Genomic DNA, 24,645 nt, shown 5'->3' with positions numbered 1-24,645 from the left:
ATGCATGCACACTTGATCAAATTACTCAGCCTGTCCGGCCTGACCGCAGCACTGATGGCTATCAGCAGCGGCGCACGTGCAGACGAGTTGCAAGCGCCCAACTTCACCGCTGAGCCATGCTGCCAGCTGTGCCCGCAAGCGCATGACGCCAAAAACTACACCACGCGCTACCAGCAGAACTTCACCACGCTGGTGCAGGCGCAAGGTGACTGGCTGTTCCGTACCCAGGAAGACCTGCGTACCGAATTCAACACCACGCCGGAAGGCTATCGTCGCATGCAACAGCTGCACGATGCTTTCAAGAGCAAAGGCGTTGAACTGGTGGTGGTCTATCAGCCGACCCGTGGCCTGGTGGATCGCAACAAACTGTTCCCTGCCGAACGCGACAAGTTCGACTACGAAAAAGCGCTGACCAACTACAAGGCCATGCTGGGTCGCTTCGACAAGATGGGCTACTGGGTTCCGGATCTGTCGCCGTTGACCAACGAACAACAGGCTCATGATTTCTATTTCCGTGGTGACCAGCACTGGACGCCATACGGCGCCCAGCGCACTGCGAAAATCGTTGCCGAAACCGTGAAGAAAATCCCGGGCTACGCCGACATTCCAAAGCGTGAATTCGAAAGCCACGTTTCGGGACGCATGGGCAAGACCGGTACCCTGCACAACATGGCGGCACAACTGTGCGGCAACACCTACGCGATCCAGTACATGGACCAGTTCACCACCGAGCCTAAAGGCGAGGCTGGTGACGGCGACCTGTTCAGTGATTCCGGCAACCCGGAAATCACGCTGGTCGGTACCAGTCACAGCGGCAAGAACTACAACTTCGCCGGCTTCCTGCAAGAGTACATCGGTGCCGACATCCTCAACGTCGCCTTCCCGGGCGGTGGCCTGGAAGGTTCGATGCTGCAGTACCTGGGCAGTGAAGACTTCCAGAAACGTCCACCAAAAATCCTGATCTGGGAATTCTCGCCGTTGTACCGCCTGGACCAGGAGACCATTTACCGCCAGATGATGTCGCTGCTCGATAACGGCTGCGAAGGCAAACCTGCGCTGATGAGTGCAAGCACCACGCTGAAAACCGGCAACAACGAAGTGCTGGTCAACGGCAAGAATGGAATCAAGGACATTCGCAATGGCAGCAATCAGATCGACATCCGTTTTGCCGACACTTCGGTAAAAGTCCTGCAAGCCAGACTCTGGTACATGAACGGTCGTCACGAAGATCTGAAAATCGAAAAACCGGAAACATCCGATACAGACGGGCGCTTCTCCTTCGAACTGCGAACAGATCAGGACTGGGCTGACCAGCAACTGCTCGCACTGGAAATCCAGGGTCCGGAAGCGGGCACTGCACCCCAGAAAGTCGAAGCGAAAGTATGCAAACGCAACGTGTTCCCAGCCACTGCGCAGCGAACCGCGCAAGCCGGGTTATGAGGCTACCTATGCACACTCCGAAACTGATGTTACCTACCCTGCTGTCACTGGCCATCATGGCCGGTGGCGCCGGGGCCGCCAGCGCCGCGAACCTCGTGCCGCCGAAAGGCTACGACGCTCCGATCGAAAAAATGAAAACCGGCGACCACAACTTCAGCTGTGACGCCATTCCAAAGCCTTACACCGACAAGCTGGTGTTCCGCAGCAAATACGAAGGTTCGGACAAGGCGCGTGCGACCCTGAACGAACAGTCCGAAGAAGCATTTCGCAGTGCGACAAAAGACATCACCACCCTTGAGCGTGGCGTCAGCAAAGTCGTGATGCAGTACATGCGCGATGGTCGTCCCGAGCAGCTCGATTGTGCGCTGAACATGATGACGACCTGGGCCAAGGCCGATGCGCTGGAGTCCAAGGACTTCAACCACACCGGCAAGTCGATGCGCAAATGGGCGTTGGGCAGCATGTCCTCCGCTTACCTGCGCTTGAAGTTCTCCGATTCGCATCCGTTGGCCAACCGTCAAGCGGACGCGCAAATCATTGAGGCATGGTTCAGCAAACTGGCTGACCAGGTCGTCAGTGACTGGAGCAACCTGCCGCTGGAAAAAATCAACAACCACTCTTACTGGGCCGCATGGTCGGTGATGGCAACCGCTGTCGCCACCAACCGTCAGGACCTGTTCGACTGGGCGATCAAAGAATTCAAAGTCGCCGCCAATCAGGTCGATTCGGAAGGCTATCTGCCGAACGAGATGAAGCGTCGTCAACGTGCCCTTTCCTATCACAACTACGCCTTGCCGCCACTGGCGATGATCGCCAGCTTTGCGCAGGCAAACGGTGTAGATGTGCGTCCGGAAAACAACGGTGCTTTGAAGCGTCTGGCTGACCGCGTGTTGTCTGGCGTGAAAGACCCGGCAGCTTTCGCTGCTAAAAACGGTGAAAAACAGGACATGACGGACCTCAAGAAGGATCCGAAATTTGCCTGGCTCGAACCGTACTGCTCGCTCTACACCTGCAGCCCTGAAGTGCTTGAAGACAAGCACGAAAAACAACCCTTCAAGACTTTCCGCCTGGGCGGTGACCTGACCAAGGTCTACGACCCTGAGCATGAGAAGGGCGACAAAGGCGGTTGATACACGATTAAAACTGTAGGAGCTGCCGCAGGCTGCGATCGGCTGCGGAGCAGTCGCTGATTTCGGAGTTGCTCGAAGGTCGTACCGACCTTATCGCAGCCTTCGGCAGCTCCTACAGGTAACGCGTTAACCCCCACATCGGTGTGGGGGGTTTGGGGGGGCTTTGGGCCCTTGACTGATGGATAAACGGAGATATCAGGATGGTGTTCTCATCCAACGTGTTCCTGTTCCTGTTCCTGCCGATCTTCCTCGGCTTGTATTACTTGAGCGGGCAACGCTATCGCAATCTGCTGCTGCTGATTGCCAGTTATGTGTTCTATGCCTGGTGGCGTGTGGACTTCCTCGCGCTGTTCATCGGCGTAACGGTGTGGAACTACTGGATCGGCCTGCAGATAGGTGCGGCAGGCGTTCGCACCAAGCCGGCACAACGCTGGCTGTTGCTGGGCGTGGTGGTTGACCTCGGTATCCTGGGCTACTTCAAGTACGCCAACTTCGGCGTCGACAGCATCAACGCAATGATGACGTCGGTCGGTCTGGAACCGTTCATCCTGACCCACGTGTTGCTGCCGATCGGTATCTCGTTCTATGTCTTCGAGTCCATCAGCTACATCATTGACGTGTACCGCGGTGACACCCCGGCCACACGCAACCTGATCGACTTTGCTGCATTTGTTGCGATCTTCCCGCACTTGATTGCAGGCCCTGTGCTGCGTTTCCGTGACCTGGCTGACCAGTTCAACAATCGCACCCACACCCTGGACAAGTTCTCCGAAGGCTGCACGCGCTTCATGCAGGGTTTCATCAAGAAAGTGTTCATCGCCGACACCCTCGCAGTCGTTGCCGATCACTGCTTCGCCCTGCAAAACCCGACCACAGGTGATGCCTGGCTGGGTGCGCTGGCTTACACCGCGCAACTGTATTTCGACTTCTCCGGTTACAGCGACATGGCCATTGGTCTGGGCCTGATGATGGGTTTCCGCTTCATGGAAAACTTCAAACAGCCTTACATCAGCCAGTCGATCACCGAGTTCTGGCGTCGCTGGCACATCAGCCTTTCCACCTGGTTGCGTGACTACCTGTACATCACACTGGGCGGAAACCGTGGTTCCAAGTTCGCGACCTACCGCAACCTGTTCCTGACCATGCTGCTGGGTGGTTTGTGGCACGGCGCCAACATCACTTACGTGATCTGGGGTGCATGGCACGGTATCTGGCTGGCAATCGAGAAAGCCATCGGCCTTAACACCGCTCCACGTACATTCAACGTGATGCGCTGGGCCCTGACCTTCCTGATCGTGGTTACCGGCTGGGTCATCTTCCGCTCCGAAAACCTGCACGTTGCCGGCCGTATGTACGGCGCAATGTTCAGCTTCGGTGACTGGAAACTGTCCGAACTCAACCAGGCCAGCCTCACCGGTCTGCAAGTGGCGACCATGGTCGTGGCTTACGCAACACTGGCGTTCTTCGGTCTGCGTGACTTCTACGCCAACCGTCCTGCCGAAAAAGCTGCCAGCAAGAGCAACCCGGATCTGGGTGTTCAGGCTGACGGCCCTGCCACTGCGCAGCCAGGCATGATCAAAGCCGTACCGGGTGACAAACCAGGAAGCATTCACGAGCCAGGCTACATCGTGGGTACTGAAGCTCAGGTACAGCCTGCTTACTGGGTTGCTGACTGGCCACGTTACGCAATGCGCGCACTGATCCTGCTGCTGTTCATTGCTTCGATTCTCAAACTGTCGGCGCAAAGCTTCTCGCCGTTCCTTTACTTCCAATTCTGAGGACCCGCCATGACCCGTTCATTACGTATCCTCTACATTGGCCTGTTCCTGGCCATCTTGCTGGTACTGGGTGTCTGGTCGCTGCGCAGCTTTGCCAGCTTCTCGACAACCCCGGAAACTACCGTGCTTAACGGTAAATGGACCAAGGCTGCGGAAACTCATTACGACGAAGAGTTTCCGATCAAGCGCCTGGGCACCAACCTCTGGGCAGCGCTGGATTACAAGCTGTTCAACGAAGGCCGTCCAGGCGTCGTACTTGGAAAGGATCAGTGGCTGTTCACTGATGAAGAGTTCGATGCCATCGCTAATGGCGACAAGAACGAAGCGGAAAACCTGGCACTCATCCAGGGCGTACGTGACGAACTGAACGCCAAAGGTACCAAGCTGGTGCTGGCGATTATTCCTGCCAAGACTCGCTTGTACCCAGAGCACATTGGCGACAACAAACCTGCCACGTTGCACACCGACCTTTATCAGCAGTTCCACGAACACGCTGCGCAAGCCGGTTTGCTCGCACCTGATTTGCTGACACCGCTGCAAGGTGCCAAGCAACACGGTCAGGTTTTCCTGCGCACCGATACTCACTGGACGCCAATGGGTGCAGAAGTTGTGGCCAAGCAGTTGGGCACAGTGATCGCACAGCAGACACCATTGAGCGGTGAGCCTGAAAAGTTCGTCACTCAGGCCAAGGAAACAGCGCCGTACAAAGGCGACCTGACCAACTTCCTGCCGCTGGACCCGCTGTTCAGCAATCTATTGCCGCAACCGGATCAACTGCAACAACGCAGCACTGACCCGGTAGCAGCAGAAGCCGAAGGTGATGACGCCTTGTTCGCCGACAGCGATGTTGCTGTTGGTCTGGTGGGCACCAGCTACAGCGCCAACCCGAACTGGAACTTCGTCGGTGCGCTTAAAGAGGCGCTGCACAGTGATGTTGTGAACTACGCGGAAGACGGCCATGGCCCGATCCTGCCGATGCTCAAATACCTGCAAACCGACGCGTTCAAAAACAGCCCGCCGCAAGTATTGATCTGGGAATTTCCGGAACGTTATCTGCCCGTTCACAACGACCTTAAAGACTTTGATCAGCAGTGGATTGCACAGCTAAAAAAAGCTGCTCCTGACGCGATCAAAACGCAACAAAACGTCGTTCAGAACGTCAAACCTTCCGACTCGCCAAACCAGGCCCAAAACTGAGAGGACTACACTTATGAACCTACAGAATTCGAACACTCGCACTGCCAAGAAAAGCCTGCTGAAAACCTGCGCACTGGCTGCCGGTATCAGCCTCTTCACCCTGCAAGCATTCGCCGGTGACTCCGCGCTGTATGGCCCAACCGCACCAAAAGGTTCGACCTTCGTGCGTGTCTACAACGCCAGCAGCTCCGAGATCAGCGCTTCGGTTGGCAACACCAACATGAACGAAGTCGCACCACAGGGCAGCACTGCATTCAGCTTCATGCCACAAGGTGATTACACCGCCAAACTGGGCAGCCAAAGCGTCCCGGTGAAACTGGCAGGCGACCACTATTACACCCTGGTGAACAACGCCAGCGGCAAGCCTCAACTGGTTGAAGAACCACCGTTCAAAAACAAGCAGAAATCCCTGGTTCGCGTACAGAACCTGAGCGACAAGGCACTGACCTTGAAAACTGCTGACGGCAAGACCGAAGTCGTAAAAACCGTTGCTGCCAAAGGCACCGGCGAGCGTGAAATCAACCCGGTAAAAGTCAGCCTGGCGCTGTACGACGGCGACAAGAAAGTGACTGACCTGAAACCGGTTGCCCTGGAGCGTGGCGAAGCTGCCGTGCTTTACATCACTGGTAGCGGCAGTGGCCTGTCTCCAGTGTGGGTAAAACCACCTGTAGCAACGCGCTAATCAAGGATTAGTCAGTCGGCCCACTTATTGATGGGCCGACAGACACGGAACAAAAACAAGACAGAAACGACAGACCGACGTACAGCCCTATTTCGAAATGCTCTTGGAGAAACAACATGATTCCAGTGATCTTGTCAGGCGGTAGCGGTTCACGACTCTGGCCGCTTTCGCGTAAACAATTCCCTAAACAGTTTCTGGCGCTGACCGGGAACCACACCCTCTTCCAGCAAACCCTCGAGCGTTTGAAGTTCGAAGGCATGCAAGCACCGATCGTAGTCTGCAACAAAGATCACCGCTTCATCGTCAACGAGCAGCTCGGCGTGCTGGGCCTCGACACTCAAACCATCATCATGGAACCGTTTGGCCGTAACACTGCGCCAGCCGTTGCCATCACCGCCATGCACCTGCTGAGCGAAGGCAACGACGAGCTGATGCTGGTCATGCCTGCTGACCACGTGATCGAAGATCAGAAAGCTCTGCAACGCGCACTGGCTCTGGCCACTGTTGCGGCCGAGCGTGGCGAGATGGTCCTGTTCGGCGTACCGGCCACCAAGCCGGAAACCGGTTATGGCTACATCAAATCCACTGCTGATGCGCTGCTGCCAGAAGGCGTGAGCCGCGTATCGCACTTCGTCGAAAAGCCTGACGAACAGCGCGCAACCGAGTTCGTTGAAGCCGGTGGTTACTACTGGAACAGCGGCATGTTCCTGTTCCGCGCCAGCCGCTTCCTCGAAGAGCTGAAGAAGCACGATCCGGACATCTACGACACCTGCATGCTGACCCTGGAGCGCAGCAACCACGAAGGCGACACCATCGACATCGACGAAGCCACCTTCGCCTGCTGCCCGGACAACTCCATCGACTACGCCGTGATGGAAAAAACCCAGCGCGCTTGCGTTGTGCCATTGACCGCTGGCTGGAACGACGTTGGCTGCTGGTCCTCGCTGTGGGCTGTGCAACAGAAAGACGCCAACGGCAACGTCACTAAAGGCGACGTGGTTATCCAGGACAGCCGCAACTGCATGATCCACGGCAACGGCAAACTGGTGTCGGTGATCGGTCTGGACAACATCGTTGTCGTCGAAACCAAAGACGCCATGATGATTGCTCACAAGGACAAGGTTCAGGGCGTCAAGCAGATGGTCAACACGCTCAATGAGCAAGGCCGCAGCGAAACCCAGAACCACCTTGAAGTCTATCGTCCGTGGGGTTCTTACGACTCCGTAGACATGGGCGGCCGCTTCCAGGTCAAACGCATCTCGGTAAAACCGGGTGCCAGCCTGTCCCTGCAAATGCACCACCACCGCGCCGAACACTGGATCGTGGTATCGGGCACTGCACAGGTTACCTGTGACGAAAACGTGTTCCTGTTGACCGAAAACCAGTCGACCTACATCCCGATTGCCTCGGTTCACCGCCTGAAAAACCCAGGCAAGATCCCGTTGGAAATCATCGAAGTTCAATCGGGCAGCTACCTGGGTGAAGACGACATCGAACGTTACGAAGACGTTTACGGTCGCTCCGCGCAACTGGAAGCTGGCGTGAAGACGCAAACCATTGCACGTTAATCTGCTGTTTTAACTGCAATCGGCAACGAGCAGTACACCTCAACAACCTTTTGCGTACCCCATCCGCAGTAGGTTGTTGAGGTTTTTTTTGGCCTGCGATTTTGATGGGTATCGAACTGGGTAGGAGCGAATTCATTCGCGAAGAGGCCGGTAAATCCAATACATCTGCGAGGGCTGTCGGAAAGCTTTCGCGAACAAATTCGCTCCTACAGGCGATGCACGTCAGCTCCTGTAGCTCCACCATTAGCAAACCCCGCCCCGCTTTCGGTACGATGCGTGCTCATCTGTTCACGAGGCGCGACTCATGCTGTTTGGCGCACTGCTTATCCTGACCTGGCTGGTATTGTTGCTGCGGTACCCGGCTAAAGCCTTGCCTGTTTCACTCGCGGCGGCCGCTGGCCTGGGGATTGTCGCGATGGTTGTCATCTGGCAAGACAGCCGGGAAACCCGCCGCCTGGAGCACTTGGGCATACGCATGGATTACGCTCCGGACCAATGCCCGGTCGGCAAACCGCTGCTGGTACTGATCGACAACACCAATAAAGTCCCGCTACGCGAACTGCACTGGCGCGTCGCCGCTTATGCGCCGGGCGACACCGTCAACCTTACCGACGATGCCTATGCAGGCCCCCGCTATCATGGCCCTGGCGATTTGCAGGCCGGTAGCCAATGGCAGGATTGTCTGCCGTTGCCGCCCCTGCGCCAAGGCTATCGCCCGCAGACGCTGGAGTTTCGGGCTGAACATTTACAAGGCAGTTTTTCGGACTAATTCAAAGGAACAACTCAATGCCTAACGTCCTCATCACTGGCTGCTCCAGCGGCATTGGCCGCGCCTTGGCGGATGCTTTCAAAGGTGCCGGTTATGAGGTCTGGGCCACAGCGCGCAAACCTGAAGACGTCGCCGCGCTCAATGCTGCGGGTTTCACGGGCGTACAACTGGACGTCAATGACGGTGTGGCATTGCAGCAATTGGCGACCCGGTTTGATGGGCTGGATGTGTTGATCAACAACGCCGGTTATGGCGCCATGGGGCCGCTGCTTGATGGCGGCGTCGAGGCGATGCAGCGCCAGTTTGAAACCAATGTGTTTTCGGTGGTGGGCGTGACGAGGGCGTTTTTCCCGGCACTGCGCAGTCGCAAAGGTCTGGTCGTCAATATAGGCAGCGTATCCGGTATTTTGGTCACGCCATTCGCCGGGGCGTATTGCGCGTCAAAAGCAGCAGTGCATGCGTTGAGCGATGCGTTGCGTCTGGAGCTGGCGCCCTTCTCGATTCAGGTGCTGGAGGTTCAGCCCGGAGCCATCGATACCAGTTTTGCGAAGAATGCCAGTCATGAGGCTGAATTGCTGATCAACGAGCAATCGCCGTGGTGGCCTCTGCGTGAAGGGATTCGAGCGCGGGCGAAAGCTTCGCAAGACAACCCCACCCCCGCCGCCGATTTCGCCCGCGATGTGCTGCGCGCCGTGCAACAAGCCGAACCGCCACGACTCCTGCGCTCGGGCAATGGCTCAAGGGTCTTGCCACTGATGAGCTGGTTGTTGCCCAAAGGGCTGCTGGATAAAAAATTGCGTCAGCGGTTTGGGTTGGACAAGAAGCTCTAATCGATTAAGGCTTGAAATGCAAAGTTCCCACAGGATGTCCAAGCCCTTGGCTCACATCGAACCTGTGGGACCGAATTTATTCGGGAAGGCGGCCCTCCAGACGATACACAGGCTGCAGATGTAACGACCCCTTCACGAATGAATTCGCTCCCACAAGTGTGATCTCAGTACTTGTGCAATGTCGTGGGACCGGCTTTAGCCGGGAAGAGGCCAGTAGAGTCACCAAAAATATGCTGTCAGAGCGACCGCCTTCCCGGCTAAAGCCCGTCCCACGTCAGCTTGCGGGCAAACATCGAATCTCGAACAAAGTTCGCTGCGTTACCTGGACTCAACCCGCGCCAGCGAGCGTTCGAGCTCGCTCTTGGCCATACCGATCAGGTGGACCACCGAAAACGCTAAATCGCGCTTCGGCCCGTTAAGGCTGTCGCCGGTTTCGTAAGCGGTGGCGGCTGCGCAACGCAACAGGTCGCTGACGTGCTGCAGCGATTCTTCGAGGGTGGGTTGTGGTGGATCTGGCGTTACTTTGATCATCTGATTAGGCCTTTAGCTAGGCCACCGAATGATCGCTGCTAAACAAGCAAAGGTGGCGACTTTGATACGGGTTAGCAGACCGGCGACCTAATCCCAAAAACCGGCGCACCCGAAGATGCCCCGCACAAAGCCGCCATAGACGGTACTTGCACCGGAATTGAAGTCAAACAGGCTGCTAAACCCGATCGCTGATACTCAACGACGGACGCAGCCTAGTGCCCGAAATCACCCTGCGCAAGGGGTCAGGATTTTCTCGGAAACTTCACTCAGAAGAAAGGGAAAAGGCCGCAGGAATGGGGTGTAGGACGGGGTTATTTGGTTAGCTGAAGTTACATGAACGACGCTGGTTCATGTGGCATCACTGATGACGTGGGACCGGCTTCAGCCGGGAATAGGCCGGGACAGGCTCCGAATCTTCATCTGCAAAAATACCGCCTTCCCGGCTAAAGCCGGTCCCACGTCAGCCTGCGGAGCGCAGTGCCTCAGGACACTTCTGCATCCCGCGCCTTTACCCCGCGACAACAAAGAAACGTCCTACAACCGCGCCAAGTCCCAACCTCTATATTCCATAGCCTGAGCAGAGCAATGGATGCACTGCCCATGACCTGTCAAGGAATGACGCATGAGCACTACAGCTACAGTCCCCGCCGATATCGACCATCTGGCCAATGAACTGGCCGATCTGATCGACTCGGTTTCTCAACCCAGATTGCTTTCCCCCTTCGCTTTTATCGATGATTTCATTCGCACGGAAGTGAAGCGCTCAACGATGCATGAGCCGCACAAGGCACTGGTCACCAGTAACATGAAGATCAATGTCGAATACACCGACTCTCGTCACAGCGGATTGATCGGCGTCAGCCCTCCCCGCCCCAAGATCGCCACCTTTGAACTCCACCAGATCGTCACCGACTTTTTTCGCCACGACCTGAAAGACGCCACACGACTGCGTATCCGCTGGCCCCCTGCGTTTCCGCCTGAGTTACGCGATCTGTTCGATACGGTGAACCTGCAGGAGCGCTACATCCGCGAGGTCGAGGCGCACTTTAATCGCCCTAACGTCAAAGAACTTTCCCTGCTGCTCACGCGACACGAACTGGATAACATTATCCGTCGATATCTGGAGCACAGAGCCTCAGCCGCGACACTCATAGCACTCGCTAATGATTACTTGAATGGCTGGATCGAACCCTGGCTCGTGCAGTTTGAGGGCACGTCGCGAGTGAAGCTGGAACGGGCGGTATTTCTGCCAACGCCTGAATATTATGAAGACCAGACAGCCCAAGGCTTATTGGTATTCCTGGGCAATGATCCGCAGCAAAGATCGGTCTACGAAATACCGCGTGATTTCGATCAGTTTAGGGCGCTGATCGAAAGACATGCCTCGCTGCGCAATAAGGTGTTGGCGCGTCTCCCGCTTTATCAGCAACTCAAGCCCGGCAATGACGAAGTCAAATATGTCCGCAGGTTCGAGACCAAGTATTACTGGGTCGCTCCCATTACTTTCCATGCAAGCCCTGACATCGCCAACGCGCTGTTTGACCTGAGTTATCAACGCCTGCTGTCTGATATCGATACGCTGGTTTCGACGGATGCCGAGCGGCTTGCTGATTCGGCTCTCGAGTTCAGCGGTTATCTTCTGGCAGGACTGTCGCTGGGCATCACGCTGCCGGTCAGCGTCAGTCTGGTGCCGGTCAGACTGATGGCGGCTTTCCTGCTGAGTATCGCCTCTGCGGCTACCGATGCTGTGAGGGCCGAACTGGAGGATCTGCCCGAAGTGGCGGCTGATTTGTACCGCGCTGCCATCATCGGCGCACTGGCTGAAGTCATTGCCCCTCTGGTGCTGAAGATGGTCGGCAAAGGACTTTCAGTGCTGGCCAGAACTCAACTTGCACAGAGGCTCAAAGTCATCCTGAAAACAAAGAATCTGCCGTCTTCAGCGACGCCTTATCTGATCGATGCCCTGGAGCGTTCGAAACACTCGGCAAAGCTGCGCTCGCTGGAATTGAAACTGAACGCCGACTTTAAAAAAGGCCCACAGGCCACGCAGCTGTGGGTGGAAAAGCACGGGCATTTTTCACAGCAACTCATTGAATCGTATGACATAACGGTTTATCGCGGCTTTGTTTTTCGCGGTGATTCGCGCAACCCCGACATTATTTTCGAGCAGGGCTTCAAGCTGCGAACGCCGGCCGCCGATCTGCAAAAAGACATTCATCAAGCCACCGGCGTTCGCGGCGGATTTGGTGGCGGCCATGACGCCCTGGACCCGGACGGCAGAGGGATCTCGACGTCGGTTTTCTATGACCAGGATCACGTCGGGGCCTATACCTATGGTGGTGCCAAAGGGGGGCACACTTACCTCATCGACGCGCGAAAGCTCGACGGTTATCACCTTTATGCCAATGACTTTGCTGCGCGCTATCCCCAATCACCACGCTTGAACCTGGCTCCGGTCGAGATTAACTACGCAACCGATATTCCGCCCTCGGCGATTGTCGGTGCTTATGACAAAAACGGTGTATTCATTCCCAACCTGGACGGGCTGCGCAAAACAGCGGGCATCAACCAGGCGCGACTGGAGCGAGAGCTGACTAAACGCACGTTCAGCCGCGCGATTCCGAAAACGATGCCTGACGAAACCAGACTGGGCATCGAGGCGACTCTAAAGCTCTTTTCCTAGGCCACCACCGGACTGGCCGTGGGACCGGCTTTAGCCGGGAAGGGGCCCGTTTAAGCACTCCATTTTCATTGTCAGGAATACCGCTTTCCCGGCTAAAGCCGGTCCCACGTCAGTTTGCGGCCAAACATGGAATCTCACAGAAACCCGCCAACAGTGGTTAGCGCTCAACCTCAGGATTCACAATCACCGTACACGTAGTCCCCGCCGACAGCAGCACGTCGGCGGGTACTTCATCCAGATGGATACGCACCGGCACGCGCTGTGCCAGACGCACCCAGTTGAAGGTCGGGTTGACGTCGGCGATCAGTTCGCGACTTTCCGGGTTGTCGCGGTCGTAGATGCCACGGGCGATGCTTTCCACATGGCCTTTGAGCAACTGGCCGCTCATGAGCTGCATGTCCGCGGGATCACCTACGCGGATGTGCGGCAGTTTGGTTTCTTCGAAGAAGCCGTAGACCCAGAATGAGTTCATGTCCACCACGGCCATCTTCGCCTCACCGATGCGTGCGTAGTCACCACGATGCACGTTGAGGTTGGTGACGTAGCCGTCCACAGCGGCCAGCACTCGCGTGCGACGCAGGTTCAGTTCAGCGGCTTCAAGCCCGGCCAGGGCCAATTGGTAATCAGCTTGCGCGGAGGTGGCGATGTTGCTCGCGTCGTCGCGGCTTTCAGTTGAGATCACCAGGTTGTCCATGTCGGCGCGGCGCTTGGCGTTGACCTTGCGCATCTCCCAGGTCGCCTTGCGTGAAGCCACCAGCGCCTGAGCCTGCTTGACGGCCACCTGATAATGCTCGGGATCAATCTGCATCAACAGGTCGCCCTTTTTCACCTGTTGGTTATCACGCACCGGTACTTCTACCACCGTGCCGCTGACGTCGGCAGCAACGTTGATGATGTCCGCGCGAACCCGACCATCGCGGGTCCAGGGCGTGTCCATGTAGTTGACCCACAAGGTGCGGCCGATCCAGATGGCCAAAGCCAGAACCAGTAACGTGGCGATCAGACTGAAGAGCTTTTTCATCAGGGCTACTCGAGAATCAACGGTAAACGGTCAGCGCCATGGCGCCGAAGATGCAGGCAAACAGGCACAGGCGCAGCAACGCCGGGTGCCAGAAAAAGCGGTACAGGTCCAGGCTCGACAGCAGTCGGTCCAGTGCCCAGGCGAGCACAACAGCGATCAGAAAGAGGACGGTCACACTGGGCATGTACAAGCCATGAAAAGCGATTTCACGAGGCATGATTCAGTCCTTGCCGCTGACCTTTGCGCGCATGCGCGGCCAGTGGAGATTGAGGGTCCAGCAGTGAAGAGCGAATGAAGTGCAGGTAGCTCTTCACCCGACGCAGCACCGAGGTATCAAAGTGAGGCGCGAAAGGTTCGTCGCTGTTTTGCACACGATTGATCGCATGATCGACGGCAGCCAAGGCACGCTGCCAGTTGCTGTGATCCGGCTGGATGAACAGGCGGATCAAGGCGCGCCCCATCACCCGGATCGCCACCCGCCAGGATTGCCACGGCGCATAGGCTGGATGAACCGGGAGGATGTCCTGCTCGCGGCGCAGTTCGATGATTGCGTGGCCGATCTCCAGCACCACGAACATCCAGTGCAGCAGCTCGCGTTGCACCAGCGGTTTGCCAGCAGCTAATCCGTAGGCCTGGTGCATGAGGTCGCGGGTCTGGCTTTCGAAACTTGAGCCCAGACGATTCAGCGGCGCGCTGATGGCGAACACCACCTGACGGCGCAAATCGCCTTCCAGTCGTCGCCACATCCAGCGTGCATTGGGCGGCAGGATGATCGCGCCAGCCGCAGCACACAGCAGCATGCCAATCACCATGGCGATGTAGTCATTGATGAAGGTGTATGGGTTGTAGAGGGTCAGGTTGTCGGGCACTGAACCGATGCCGAAAAAGATCAACAATCCCAGGCCATAGCCGGACCACTGCGGCCGCGATCCGAGGAACGCGCCGAGCATGAATACCGGCGCGAGGAACAGGCACAGCAACGGGAAGCCGTCGATGTTCGGGAAGATGAAGAAGGTTTCGATGAATCCCAGCACCGCGCCCAGCAAAGTGCCGCAGGCCATCTGAAACGACATGCGTCGCGGGTTGTGAGTGGTGGATGACAACGCCACGGTGGCCGCTGATACGAGGATCATGGTCGCGCCGCTGGGCCAGGCAGTCGCTACCCAGTACGCACTCATGATCGCCAGAATGAACGTTGCCCGAATGCCCGCCGCCGCGGCTGTCATCCAGCTGGTTTTGGGCAGGAATGCTTCTTCCCACTTTTCCCTGATGTGCTTGTGATCCGCCAGTGAGGCGTGGGTCTGGGCATAGTCGTGCATGTCGCTGACAAGGCGGTAAAGCAACTCGTAAGCGGTGTGAAAATCCAGCAGTTCGGCTTCGCTGGGCTGGAGGTCTTCCAGAGCGGCACGCTCGGCGCGAACCCGCTCGGGCAAGTCCGCCTTGAAGGCTTCCAGTTGCTGAACCAGTTGCGCGGCATCACCAGGGGTCAGAAAGCGATTGGCGAAACCGTCGAGCAATTCGGCTAAAGCAGTGAGGCCAGGTTCGGCAGCGATCACTACGCGGCTGACGCCATCACCTCTTACGCGTTCGAGCAACTGGTGCAAGGCGTTGAAGCGGGTGGTGATGGCCATGAATTCGCTGTTCAGGCGATTGAGCCGACCATTGCGCCTGCGCATGTGCGGGTCTTCAAAAACCGTGACGCTGCGCAGCCCTTCAAGGCCAATGGCTTCGGCGACAAAACGCACGTTGCCGGTTTCGAAAGCATCCCGTGGAGTAGTGCCGCGCAAGCCATCGGCGACGAAGCGGGCGAATATGCCAAAGCGCGAATACAGCGCGTTACGCATCGCCGCGCCGGAGCTTTGCGGCAGGATCGCAGCGGTGACGGCTGTGGAGCACACGATGCCGAGGCTGATTTCCAGCACTCGCCAGACGGCCGCCATGAACGAACTTTCCGGGTGTGCCAATGCAGGCAGGCCAACCATTGCTGCGGTGTAGCCTGCCAGCACAAAACCGTACGCGCGAAAATTGCGGTAGCGGGCTGCGCCTGCCGAACAAAAACCGACCCACAGCGCCAGACTGCCGAGGAACAGTTCGGAGTTCTGCGCGAACAGGGCCATCAGCACAACCATGACCGTGGAACCGGCAAGGGTGCCTAGCAATCGGTAGAAGCTCTTGGCGAACACATGTCCGCTTTGCGGTTGCATGACAATGAACACGGTAATCATCGCCGTGCGCGGCTGAGGCAATTCCAGGCGCAGGGCCAGCCAATAGGTGAGGAAAGCGGCAATCAGCACCTTGAAGATATAGATCCAGGTCACCCCGTCACTGCGCGCCCAGCTGTTGAATTCCCGCCGCCATGGGAGAGCGGTGATGCGGTTCACATAGCTATTCAAGACGTCGCATACCCTGTGGGAGATTCTATATTTGCTTGTCAACTGACGTGGGACCGGCTTTAGCCGGGAAGGCGGCATTTCTGACGATAAAGATGCAGTGAGTTTATTGGCCTCCTCCCGGCTAAAGCCGGTCCCACGTCATCAGTGAGTCCTGTGCGAGGCTTGCCCGCGAAGAATCATGACGCGGCTTGCCTGCTGTACCGAGGCGCCTGCATCGCGGGCAAGCACCGCTCCCACAGAATTGGAGTTGGCTGAAGTTATTCACTGGCCAAACACCGCCAGCGTGGCCGGGGTTTTCGGGGCTTGGGTTTTGTCTTCGGCCGGTGTATCGCTGCCAGCCTCCAGCCCGCCGCCCAGCGCAACCACCAATTCGGCATGGGCCGTCAGGCGGGCGGCCTGGACTTGCTGTTGAATCTGTTGCTGATGAAACAACAGAGTCTGGGCATTGAGCACGTTGAGGTAATCGGTCAGGCCGCGCTGGTAAGCGATCATTGCGATGTCGTAAGTCTTCTGCGCCGCAGCCACCGATTCGCTGGCGAACGCTTGTTGTTTGTCCATGGACTCACGTCGTATCAACTGATCGGAAATGCTCTTGAGCGCGGTTATCAGCGTCTGGTTGTACTGCGCCACCGCGAGGTCATAACCGGCAGAGGCTTCCCCCAGCTGTGAACGCAAACGCCCGCCATCGAAGATCGGCAAGCTCACCGCAGGCCCTGCGCTGTAGTTGAATTTTTTACCCGCCAGAAATTCAAGCATGCCGCCACCCGTAGCCATGTAACCCAGGTTGGCGATCAGGTCCACGTTGGGATAAAAACCGGCATGAGCCACGTCAATGCCTCGGGCCTGGGCAGCCACAGCCCAGCGGCTTGCCACCACGTCAGGACGCTGGCCGAGCAACTGCGCGGGTAAAGCCGAAGGTAATTTCAGGGCAGTCTTGAGCACCAGCGTCGGGCGGTGCAGGCTGGCACCCTCCCCCGGACCTTTGCCCGCCAGCGCTGCCAGTTGGTTGCGGCTCAGTGCAATGGCCTCATCCAGTCCATCGATTTGCCGATGGGTTTCCGGCAATGGCGTCTCAGCCTGACTGACTTCAAAGTGAGTGCCGATTCCGCCCTTCAAACGACGCTGAGCCAGATCAACAATCTGTTGCTGCTGGGCGAGCGTTGCTTCAACGATGTCACGCTGGGCGTAGTTCAGGGACAGCTGGATGTAGGCGCGGACGATGTTGTCCTGCAATTCAAGCTGCGCCTGTCGTGCCTGGGCTGCGCTCATGTGGGCCAGGTCAAGCGCCCGTTCGGTGGCGTTGCTTTCCCGTCCCCAGAAATCCAGTGAGTAGCTCAACCCGAGGGACGCATTGTTGTCCCAGGTGGTGGTATTGGCGAGCGCGCCGGGGCCGTAGAACTGATCAGTCGCCCAGTCATGCCGTTTGAGGGACGCTTCACTGTTGATGTGCAACGACTCGGCCGATTCAGCCATGCCCGCCATGGCTCTGGCCTGACGAACCCTCGCCGCCGCAATGGCCAGACTTGGGGCTCCGGCCGCGGCCAAGTCAATCCAGTGGTTCAGTTGCGGATCGTTGTAGGCGCGCCACCATTGAGCAGCCGGCCAGTGAGCCTCCCGTTCAGCATCGCGAATGGCGGCGTCAGTGGCCAGGCTGTCGACAGGCAAAGCCTTGCCTTGAGGTGCGATCCCGCCGGTCCCGATGCAGCCGCTGATGACTAACGTTAAAGCCCAGACACTGAAGGGCGCGGCCCTTCTGATGATGCGACGCGGCACGAATGCAACTTCCCGACGTAAGGTGAGATGACTCAGGTGGCGCGATTCTAGGGGCGCATCAGAGCGCCGATAAGCCGGGAGAATTGTGAATCTTTGTTACAGAATCGGAGATAATCTTAGGCCAGGCTGACATGGGCCAGTTACTTCGTGTCACAATTTGCCATCTCTCCAGAGAACTGCCCATGGATACCCTGCAAAACATGCGTGCGTTCAGTTGTGTGGCTCAGGCCGGAAGCTTTACGGCAGCTGCCGTTCAGCTCGACACGACTACCGCCAACGTTTCGCGCGCCGTCTCAAACCTCGAAGCTCATTTGCAAACCCGTCTGCTCAACCGCACTACACGCCGAATCGCGCTCACAGAAGCCGGCAAGCGTTATCTGCTGCGCTGCGAACAGATTCTGAGTTACGTGGAGGAAGCAGAAGCCGAAGCCAGCGATGCCCATGCGCGGCCGGCCGGTCAGCTCAAAGTGCATTCGATGTCCAGCGTTGGTCAGCATTACGTGATCGATGCCATTGCCCGCTACCGACGCAATCATCCGGACGTGTCGTTCGATCTGACCATGGCCAATCGCGTGCCGGATCTGCTCGAAGAGGGCTATGACGTGTCCATCGTGCTGGCCAGCGAACTGCCGGACTCGGGTTTTGTTTCGCAACGTTTGGGCATCACCTACAGCATCGCGTGCGCATCGCCGGAGTACGTCAAGAGCTTCGGCATCCCGCTCAAGCCCACTGACCTGCTCAACCATGCCTGCCTGCGACTGGTCAGCCCGGTTTTCCCGCTGGAGAAGTGGCTGTTCGACGGCCCGGAAGGTCAGGAAATGGTCACGATCCATACCTCACCGTTTCTGGTCAATTCGGCAGACGCCATGAAGACGGCAATCAGCAGCGGCATGGGCGTGGGCATTCTGCCGATCTACTCCGCCATCGAAGGCTTGCGCAACGGCACGCTGGTGCGGGTGCTGCCCGAGTACCGCTCGCAGGAGCTGAACCTGTACGCCATCTACCCATCGCGTCAGTACCTTGATGCAAAGATCAAGACGTGGGTGGAATACCTGCGCGGCTCGCTGCCGGAAATCCTTGCTGCGCATGAGGCAGATCTGCATACACATGCGATGCGCTCTATCGCCTGATCCCTGAAATGCATTTCCTGTAGGAGCTGACGAGCAACGCGAGGCTGCGATGGCGATTCATCTGACACACCGCCATCGCTGCCTCGCGGTGCTCGTGAGCTCCTACAGGTCGGTGTTTACGGCTCGACGACGGGAATGTTAGCGTGCTACTCATCTGTAACCCTTTATAAAAAGCGTGCGAGAGTAGCTACCCCATGAAAAAGACCGTACTTGCCTTCAGCCGTGTATCCCCCGAAATGGCCGAACGGCTGGAGCAAGACTTCAACGTGATCGTCCCCGACCCCAAGCTGGGCGACATGAATGCGCAGTTCAATGACGCACTGCCCAAGTGCCACGGCATGATCGGCGCGGGTCGTCAGTTGGGGCGTGAGCAACTGGCAGCCGCAACCCAGCTGGAAGTGGTGTCGAGCATCTCCGTGGGTTACGACAACTATGACGTCAGCTACTTCAACGAGCGCGGCATCATGCTCACCAACACCCCGGACGTGCTGACAGAAAGCACCGCGGACCTGGGCTTTTCCCTGATCATGAGCAGCGCCCGCAGGGTTGCCGAACTGGATGCCTGGACCAAGGCCGGTCAGTGGAAACGCAGCGTCGAGGCTGCACAATTCGGGACAGATGTGTACGGCAAGACACTGGGTATCGTTGGCATGGGCAACATCGGCGCAGCGGTTGCACGCCGTGGTCGTCTGGGTTTCAACATGCCGATCCTGTACAGCGGCAACAGCCGCAAGACCGAGCTGGAACAAGAACTCGGCGCGCAATTTCGAAGCCTGGATCAACTGCTGGCCGAGTCGGACTTTGTCTGCCTGGTGGTGCCGTTGAGCGAGAAGACCAAGCACCTGATCAGCAGCCGTGAACTGGGCTTGATGAAGTCCAGCGCGATCCTGATCAACATCGCCCGCGGTCCCATCGTCGACGAACCTGCGCTGATCGAAGCCTTGCAGAACGGTACCATCCGCGGCGCCGGGCTGGATGTGTATGAGAAGGAGCCACTGAGCGAGTCGCCCCTGTTCAGCCTGAAAAATGCCGTGACCCTGCCGCACATCGGCTCGGCGACCACCGAAACCCGCCAGGCCATGGCAGACCTTGCCTACACCAACCTGCGCGCTGCGTTGTTGGGTGAGAAGCCGAAGAACCTGGTGAATCCGCAGGTGTGGAAAGATTGATGTAGCCCTGTAGGAGCTGCCGAAGGCTGCGATTGCGGTGTACCTGAAAAAACGCTTCGCAGCCTGCGGCAGCTCCTACAGATAATGCATTCCACTTACTTCAAGCCAGCTTCGCCCCCACGGGCACCACCACCTTCGGCTTCCTGAACACCAGCACATTCCCCAGCATGACCAACACCAGCCCCATCAACGCCGAGGCGGTCCATTGGTAGCCTTCGGCAAATGCCGAGATGTTCAGCGCCACCACCGGGAACAGCACCGTGCAGTACGCTGCGCGCTCCGGGCCCATGCGGCCAACCAGTGTCAGGTAGGCGGTGAAACCGATCACCGAGCCCGGAATCACCAGATACAGCAACGAACTGATGTAGCGGGTATTCCATTCAAAACCAAACGGCGTACCGCTGACCAAGCAATACAGACTTAGCATTCCGGCACCGTAAAGCATGCCCCAGGCGTTGGTGGTCAGCGGCCGTAGACCGGCTTTCTGCTGCATGCTGGAAAGCATGTTGCCTGCCGAAAAACACATCGTACCCAGTAAGGCCAGGCCAAGGCCCATCAGTGTCTCACGGCTGGCGCTGTGCCCGGACAGTTCAGGCCAGAACATACATCCCAGACCGATCAGGCCCAGAGCACCGCCAGTCAATACGTTGCGAGCGACTTTCTGCTTGAAGAAAATCCGCGCATTCAGGGCGTTCCACAGGGTCGCAGTGGAAAACACCACCGCAATCAGTCCGCTGGGGATCCACTGACTGGCGGTCAGGAAACACATGAAATTGATGCAGAACAGGCACAGCCCCTGCGCAACGCAGAGCATGTGCCCACGCTGATTGACCTTCTGCAGCTTGCCGCTGATCAGCAGCATCGCGAACAACACCAGTGCCGCGAGGCCAAATCGGTAAACAATGGAGACCGCGATTGCCACTTCACCGAGCTGTAATTTCAGTGCGATCCAGGTGGTGCCCCAGATCAGGACTGTAAGCAAATAAAGCGAAATGTTCATGATGCGGCTCCCGATTTGAGCCATCAGTCTGCGGCGAGCATGAACCGAACATTTGCATAATCTTGCGCATTTGTTTCAGCGGTGGCTGGCAGAGAGTGCTGTAAAGCGTAGGATGCGAGCCATGCCAGCCATCGAATCCATCCAGGTCTTCCAGGCCCTTAACAGTTCACCCCATGCTCAACTTGAGAAGAGCGCGGTGCTGGGCGATGGTTTGGTCGCAGCCTTATGGAACAATCGCCACGATTCGCAGGAATATCACGGGCCCAGTCATCACACGCTGTCGTGCTACATCGACGGCGGCACGGGCACGTTTCGTCGCGACCGTCCGGATCAGAAAGGCAGCCCCGATAAGCTTTGCACCTTGCCCGCCGGGCACGAGTCAGCCTGGGTGATCAATGGCGAGATCCGTCTGGCGCATCTTTACATCAGCCCGGAGCAGTTCGCGCTGGGTTGCATCACCCTGCTAGACCGCGAACCTCGCGAGCTGCAATTGCGCGAGAACACGTTCCACGATGATCCCGAACAGGCCCGGCGATTTCGCCAATTGATCCAGATGAACTGGAGTGAGCCCGGCGAGCGCTTGCTGACCAGCAGCCTGGCCCATGAAATGCTCAGCCGCGCCCTGTTCGATCAGGTGGGCATGCGTGATGGTTTGCGTTTGAAAGGTGGGCTGGCCGCGCATCAACGTCGGCAACTGGTGGAATTCATCGAAACCCATCTCGCTGAACCTCTGAGCCTTGGGCAACTGGCGGGTCTGTGTGCGTTGTCTGAATACCATTTCGCGAGGATGTTCCGCGAAAGCTTCGGCTTGCCACCTCATCAATACCTGCTGGCCCGTCGCCTGAACCATGCCCGGCAATTGCTGCGCACTACTCGCATGGCGTTCGGGGCAATCGCGATCGAGTGCGGCTTTGCCAGCGCCAGCCATTTCAACAATCGCTTCCGGCAGGCAATGGGCGCGACGCCGGGGGAGTATCGGTTGGCGTTTGTCGGGGGGAACTCGACGCCACGGTAGGAGCCAACTTGTTGGCGAGGCGTCAGACCTGTGTATCAGAAATATCGTCTCGCCAACAAGTTGGCTCCTACCGGGAAAATCTGTGCTGCGCCACAGCGCGATATCAAGCCAACAATCGATTAATCAAAATCAGCGGCCCCACCAAAACCCCTGCCCCTGCAAGCACCAACACCAGCCGCGGCCAAAATGGAATCAGGAACACCAAAAGCAAAGCGCTGCCCATCAGCGCCGCGCACCACTGCACCAGCCCCAAACCCAAAGATGTCGACGCCAGCGCCGCCCACAGCGAAAGGCCCAGGCACAGCCAGCCAACGAACTTCAGCACACGACTGCGGCTGCCACTTAGCTTGCCGTGCAGCAACTCACCGTAATGTTTGGTCATGGACAGGCACAGCGCGGTGAAGCCCACATAGCACAGCAAGGTCGCCAGCAACATCAATGCACTTCCCCTTCAAGTCGGCTTGTCGATAAAGGTCGCTCGAGCGCGATGGGCGGCACCGGGCGGAATTTCTTCGCGCCCCAGGCCATGAATAATCCGGTCAACAAAACGGTCAGGTCGAAGCCGATTAACACCCAGTCCTGATTGTGCAGCGAAGCCAGCAGGTAATTGCCACTGGTGACGATGTCCAGTAACGGCAAACCGGCAAACAATATCGCGCCCAGCATCAGTTGTTCACGCCATGCCTGACGACCTTTGCGCAGCAGCGCATGCAACACTGAAAGACCCCAGACGCTGAAAAACAGGTTGATCTCCCAGTCGCTACGTTCAGCCAGTCCCACCGGCAGTAAGCGATTGGCCCAGAAGAATGCAGCCACGGCGATCATCAGCCCCGCCATGCCCGCCACGTTAAGCACTTCCACCAGTCTCAGCTCGAAAGGCAACACACCGGTTTTGGCATGCTTGACCTGCCGCTTGGCCAGCCACATCACCAACCCGGTGCCGATCATGGCCGTTCCGGCAATGCCGAACACGAAGTACAGCCAGCGCAATACAGGCCCGGCGAACTCGCCAAGGTGCAAGCCGTACATGGCACCTGACACCTGTAATGGTAGTGAACGCTGAGTCGGCAATGTCAGCAGCTCGCCGCTCACACCGTTGAACACCACGTTGGCACCCGGATCGTGAATGACGCTGTCGCCAGCCCCGGGCGATACCACCACTGTCGCAGCCGCATCGCCCGGGTTATAGACCACCAGCCGCCCGACTTCCTTATCGGGCCACTGCTGAGCACTCGCGCTGACGATCGGCGCAAGGGGTGCCAGAGGCGCAGGCGTACCGGTTGCCTTGGCCGTGTTGGCGTTAGGGAAAATATCGGCAAAAAACGCCTGGGTGTCTTTGCCATACGAAGCAACGATGCTCGCAGGCATGACCAGCGACATGAAAATCACCAGGCTGCTGTAGGTGATCATCAGGTGAAACGGCAACGCCAGCACACCGATTGCGTTATGCCCGTCCAGCCAGGAGCGCTGCCCTTTTCGCGGCCGAAACGTGAAGAACTCTTTGAAGATTTTCTTGTGAGTGATGATCCCGGTGATCAGCGTGATGAACATCAACATCGCTGCGATGGTCGACAGCCAGCGGCCCCAGGGATAAGGCATTTGCAGCTGGAAGTGAAAACGGTAGAAGAACTCGCCGCCCATGCTGCTGCGCGTATGGATTTCTTCACCGGTCTGCGGGTCGAGGCTCTTGCGGGTAAATGCCCCGCGCTTGCCCTCTTGCGCCGCGGTCTGCCACATCAGGCCGAGTGCAGGCTCACGCTCATCGGGCAGGTCGATAAACCAGCGTGTTGCGTTCGCAGCATTCTGCTGCAAATAAACTTGTGCGCGCTCGACACTGGCCTGGGTGTTCACTGCCCGCGCCGGGATTTCCGGATGGGTCCAGCGGTTAATTTCCGCCTTGAAGTAGGACATAGTCCCGGTCAGGAATATCGCGAACAACAGCCAGCCAAAGACCAGACCTATCCAGGTATGCAGCCACGCCATGGCCTGACGGAAACCTTCCTTCATGACAACCACCGCCCCAGAGCGAAAATAGCCGCGAGAATGGCAGCGGGCAGCAAGATACCCGCCCAGGCGCGCCAGGCCGTCCGACAGGCAAAGCACCAGATCACGGCCAGTAAATAAGCCACAAATGACAGCATCATGCCGGTGACGACGGCATCAGCTCGGGGCATCGGCACCCACTGGGTGATGCACAGGCTGGTCAGCGCCGCGATCAGATAACCGCCGAATAGCGCGGCGACAATTCGAGAAGTGACGGCCAGCCGATAGGCAAGCGACACGTCGGCAGCTTTGGCTTTGCGCAAGGGCTTGTCGGTTTGAGAGGCGTCCATTGTCGCGTCGTTCATCAATGCGCAATCGACAGAAAGAGACGTCGCACAGTGAAACATGGGCGTTGAATCGGCATGGGTACGTCCTGATCGGGAGGCTATCGCACGGGACATTCTTCGTCGTCACGCACGAACAGAACGCAATATTAATGATAAATATTCTCATACGCAAAAGAGTCTGCCAGAATCCGCGCAATTAAATGGTT

At 57.7% G+C, this 24,645-nt stretch carries 21 protein-coding genes; 12 read left to right on the top strand and 9 right to left on the bottom strand.

All coding sequences use genetic code 11. The annotated features are described in order from the left end of the window. The 8 genes from CKW31_RS28180 to CKW31_RS28145 all read left to right on the top strand — a co-directional run bounded on the left by CKW31_RS28180 (position 1) and on the right by CKW31_RS28145 (position 9,394). The gene (locus CKW31_RS28180; protein WP_095102257.1) at positions 1 to 1,440 is read left to right on the top strand and encodes an alginate biosynthesis protein AlgX; all 1,440 of its coding nucleotides are present in this window, start codon (positions 1 to 3) and stop codon (positions 1,438 to 1,440) included. 8 nt (positions 1,441 to 1,448) lie between these two features. After that, positions 1,449 to 2,570 carry a mannuronate-specific alginate lyase gene (locus tag CKW31_RS28175; protein WP_095102231.1) on the top strand — a complete coding sequence of 374 codons (1,122 nt, stop codon included), beginning with the start codon at positions 1,449 to 1,451 and terminating at the stop codon, positions 2,568 to 2,570. Between the two features lie 200 nt (positions 2,571 to 2,770). Further along, a complete protein-coding gene (locus tag CKW31_RS28170; protein ID WP_095102229.1) occupies positions 2,771 to 4,348 on the top strand; it encodes an MBOAT family protein in 1,578 nt (525 codons plus the stop codon). Positions 4,349 to 4,357: 9 nt separating this feature from the next. Continuing rightward, the gene (locus CKW31_RS28165) at positions 4,358 to 5,545 is read left to right on the top strand and encodes an alginate O-acetyltransferase (RefSeq protein WP_095102227.1); all 1,188 of its coding nucleotides are present in this window, start codon (positions 4,358 to 4,360) and stop codon (positions 5,543 to 5,545) included. A gap of 13 nt (positions 5,546 to 5,558) precedes the next feature. Then, complete coding sequence (locus CKW31_RS28160; RefSeq protein WP_027898946.1) at positions 5,559 to 6,227, top strand: alginate O-acetyltransferase AlgF; 669 nt, start codon at positions 5,559 to 5,561, stop codon at positions 6,225 to 6,227. Between the two features lie 116 nt (positions 6,228 to 6,343). Continuing rightward, the gene (locus tag CKW31_RS28155; RefSeq protein ID WP_095102225.1) at positions 6,344 to 7,795 is read left to right on the top strand and encodes a mannose-1-phosphate guanylyltransferase/mannose-6-phosphate isomerase; all 1,452 of its coding nucleotides are present in this window, start codon (positions 6,344 to 6,346) and stop codon (positions 7,793 to 7,795) included. 304 nt (positions 7,796 to 8,099) lie between these two features. After that, entirely contained in the window at positions 8,100 to 8,564 is a 465-nt protein-coding gene (locus tag CKW31_RS28150) for a multidrug transporter (RefSeq protein ID WP_095102223.1), read from the top strand. Positions 8,565 to 8,581: 17 nt separating this feature from the next. Further along, complete coding sequence (locus CKW31_RS28145) at positions 8,582 to 9,394, top strand: SDR family oxidoreductase (RefSeq protein ID WP_095102221.1); 813 nt, start codon at positions 8,582 to 8,584, stop codon at positions 9,392 to 9,394. 318 nt (positions 9,395 to 9,712) lie between these two features. On the opposite strand, the gene CKW31_RS28140 is transcribed toward CKW31_RS28145, so the two are convergent. Continuing rightward, on the bottom strand, positions 9,713 to 9,925 hold the full coding sequence (locus CKW31_RS28140; protein ID WP_095102219.1) for a DUF6124 family protein: 213 nt from the start codon (positions 9,923 to 9,925) through the stop codon (positions 9,713 to 9,715). A gap of 622 nt (positions 9,926 to 10,547) precedes the next feature. Here CKW31_RS28140 and CKW31_RS28135 point away from each other — a divergent pair. Then, a complete protein-coding gene (locus CKW31_RS28135; protein WP_095102217.1) occupies positions 10,548 to 12,608 on the top strand; it encodes a hypothetical protein in 2,061 nt (686 codons plus the stop codon). A gap of 157 nt (positions 12,609 to 12,765) precedes the next feature. Here CKW31_RS28135 and CKW31_RS28130 read toward each other — a convergent pair whose 3' ends face one another. The 4 genes from CKW31_RS28130 to CKW31_RS28115 all read right to left on the bottom strand — a co-directional run bounded on the left by CKW31_RS28130 (position 12,766) and on the right by CKW31_RS28115 (position 17,795). Continuing rightward, on the bottom strand, positions 12,766 to 13,629 hold the full coding sequence (locus tag CKW31_RS28130) for an HlyD family secretion protein (protein ID WP_095102215.1): 864 nt from the start codon (positions 13,627 to 13,629) through the stop codon (positions 12,766 to 12,768). 16 nt (positions 13,630 to 13,645) lie between these two features. Continuing rightward, on the bottom strand, positions 13,646 to 13,846 hold the full coding sequence (locus CKW31_RS28125; protein ID WP_095102213.1) for a DUF1656 domain-containing protein: 201 nt from the start codon (positions 13,844 to 13,846) through the stop codon (positions 13,646 to 13,648). Beyond that, positions 13,836 to 16,010, bottom strand: coding sequence for an FUSC family protein (locus tag CKW31_RS28120; protein WP_371856828.1), 2,175 nt, complete (start codon positions 16,008 to 16,010; stop codon positions 13,836 to 13,838). The genes CKW31_RS28125 and CKW31_RS28120 overlap by 11 nt, the downstream gene beginning before the upstream one ends. 273 nt (positions 16,011 to 16,283) lie before the next feature. Then, positions 16,284 to 17,795, bottom strand: a complete 1,512-nt coding sequence (locus CKW31_RS28115; RefSeq protein WP_095102209.1) for an efflux transporter outer membrane subunit — start codon at positions 17,793 to 17,795, stop codon at positions 16,284 to 16,286. 182 nt (positions 17,796 to 17,977) lie between these two features. On the opposite strand from CKW31_RS28115, the gene CKW31_RS28110 reads away from it, so the two are divergent. Continuing rightward, the gene (locus CKW31_RS28110; protein WP_095102207.1) at positions 17,978 to 18,925 is read left to right on the top strand and encodes a LysR family transcriptional regulator; all 948 of its coding nucleotides are present in this window, start codon (positions 17,978 to 17,980) and stop codon (positions 18,923 to 18,925) included. A gap of 194 nt (positions 18,926 to 19,119) precedes the next feature. Next, on the top strand, positions 19,120 to 20,094 hold the full coding sequence (locus tag CKW31_RS28105) for a D-glycerate dehydrogenase (protein WP_095102205.1): 975 nt from the start codon (positions 19,120 to 19,122) through the stop codon (positions 20,092 to 20,094). A 100-nt stretch (positions 20,095 to 20,194) separates the two neighbouring features. Here CKW31_RS28105 and CKW31_RS28100 read toward each other — a convergent pair whose 3' ends face one another. Continuing rightward, a complete protein-coding gene (locus CKW31_RS28100; protein WP_095102203.1) occupies positions 20,195 to 21,094 on the bottom strand; it encodes a DMT family transporter in 900 nt (299 codons plus the stop codon). 121 nt (positions 21,095 to 21,215) lie between these two features. Here CKW31_RS28100 and CKW31_RS28095 point away from each other — a divergent pair, with 121 nt between their 5' ends. Next, on the top strand, positions 21,216 to 22,109 hold the full coding sequence (locus CKW31_RS28095; RefSeq protein WP_095102201.1) for an AraC family transcriptional regulator: 894 nt from the start codon (positions 21,216 to 21,218) through the stop codon (positions 22,107 to 22,109). A 103-nt stretch (positions 22,110 to 22,212) separates the two neighbouring features. On the opposite strand, the gene CKW31_RS28090 is transcribed toward CKW31_RS28095, so the two are convergent. The 3 genes from CKW31_RS28090 to CKW31_RS28080 are packed head-to-tail and all read right to left on the bottom strand — an operon-like array spanning position 22,213 to position 24,442. Beyond that, positions 22,213 to 22,545: a DUF3325 domain-containing protein gene (locus tag CKW31_RS28090; RefSeq protein WP_095102199.1), complete on the bottom strand. Its 333-nt coding sequence runs from the start codon at positions 22,543 to 22,545 to the stop codon at positions 22,213 to 22,215. Beyond that, on the bottom strand, positions 22,545 to 24,116 hold the full coding sequence (locus CKW31_RS28085; protein ID WP_095102197.1) for a PepSY domain-containing protein: 1,572 nt from the start codon (positions 24,114 to 24,116) through the stop codon (positions 22,545 to 22,547). Before CKW31_RS28085 ends, CKW31_RS28090 begins: the two co-directional genes overlap by 1 nt. Further along, on the bottom strand, positions 24,113 to 24,442 hold the full coding sequence (locus CKW31_RS28080; RefSeq protein ID WP_095102255.1) for a DUF3649 domain-containing protein: 330 nt from the start codon (positions 24,440 to 24,442) through the stop codon (positions 24,113 to 24,115). The genes CKW31_RS28085 and CKW31_RS28080 overlap by 4 nt, the downstream gene beginning before the upstream one ends. Between the last annotated feature and the right edge of the window lie 203 nt (positions 24,443 to 24,645).

Origin of the sequence: Pseudomonas sp. Irchel 3A5 (assembly GCF_900187575.1) — a bacterium.
GTDB lineage: Bacteria > Pseudomonadota > Gammaproteobacteria > Pseudomonadales > Pseudomonadaceae > Aquipseudomonas > Aquipseudomonas folii.
This window is presented reverse-complemented; position numbering and strand designations above follow the sequence as displayed.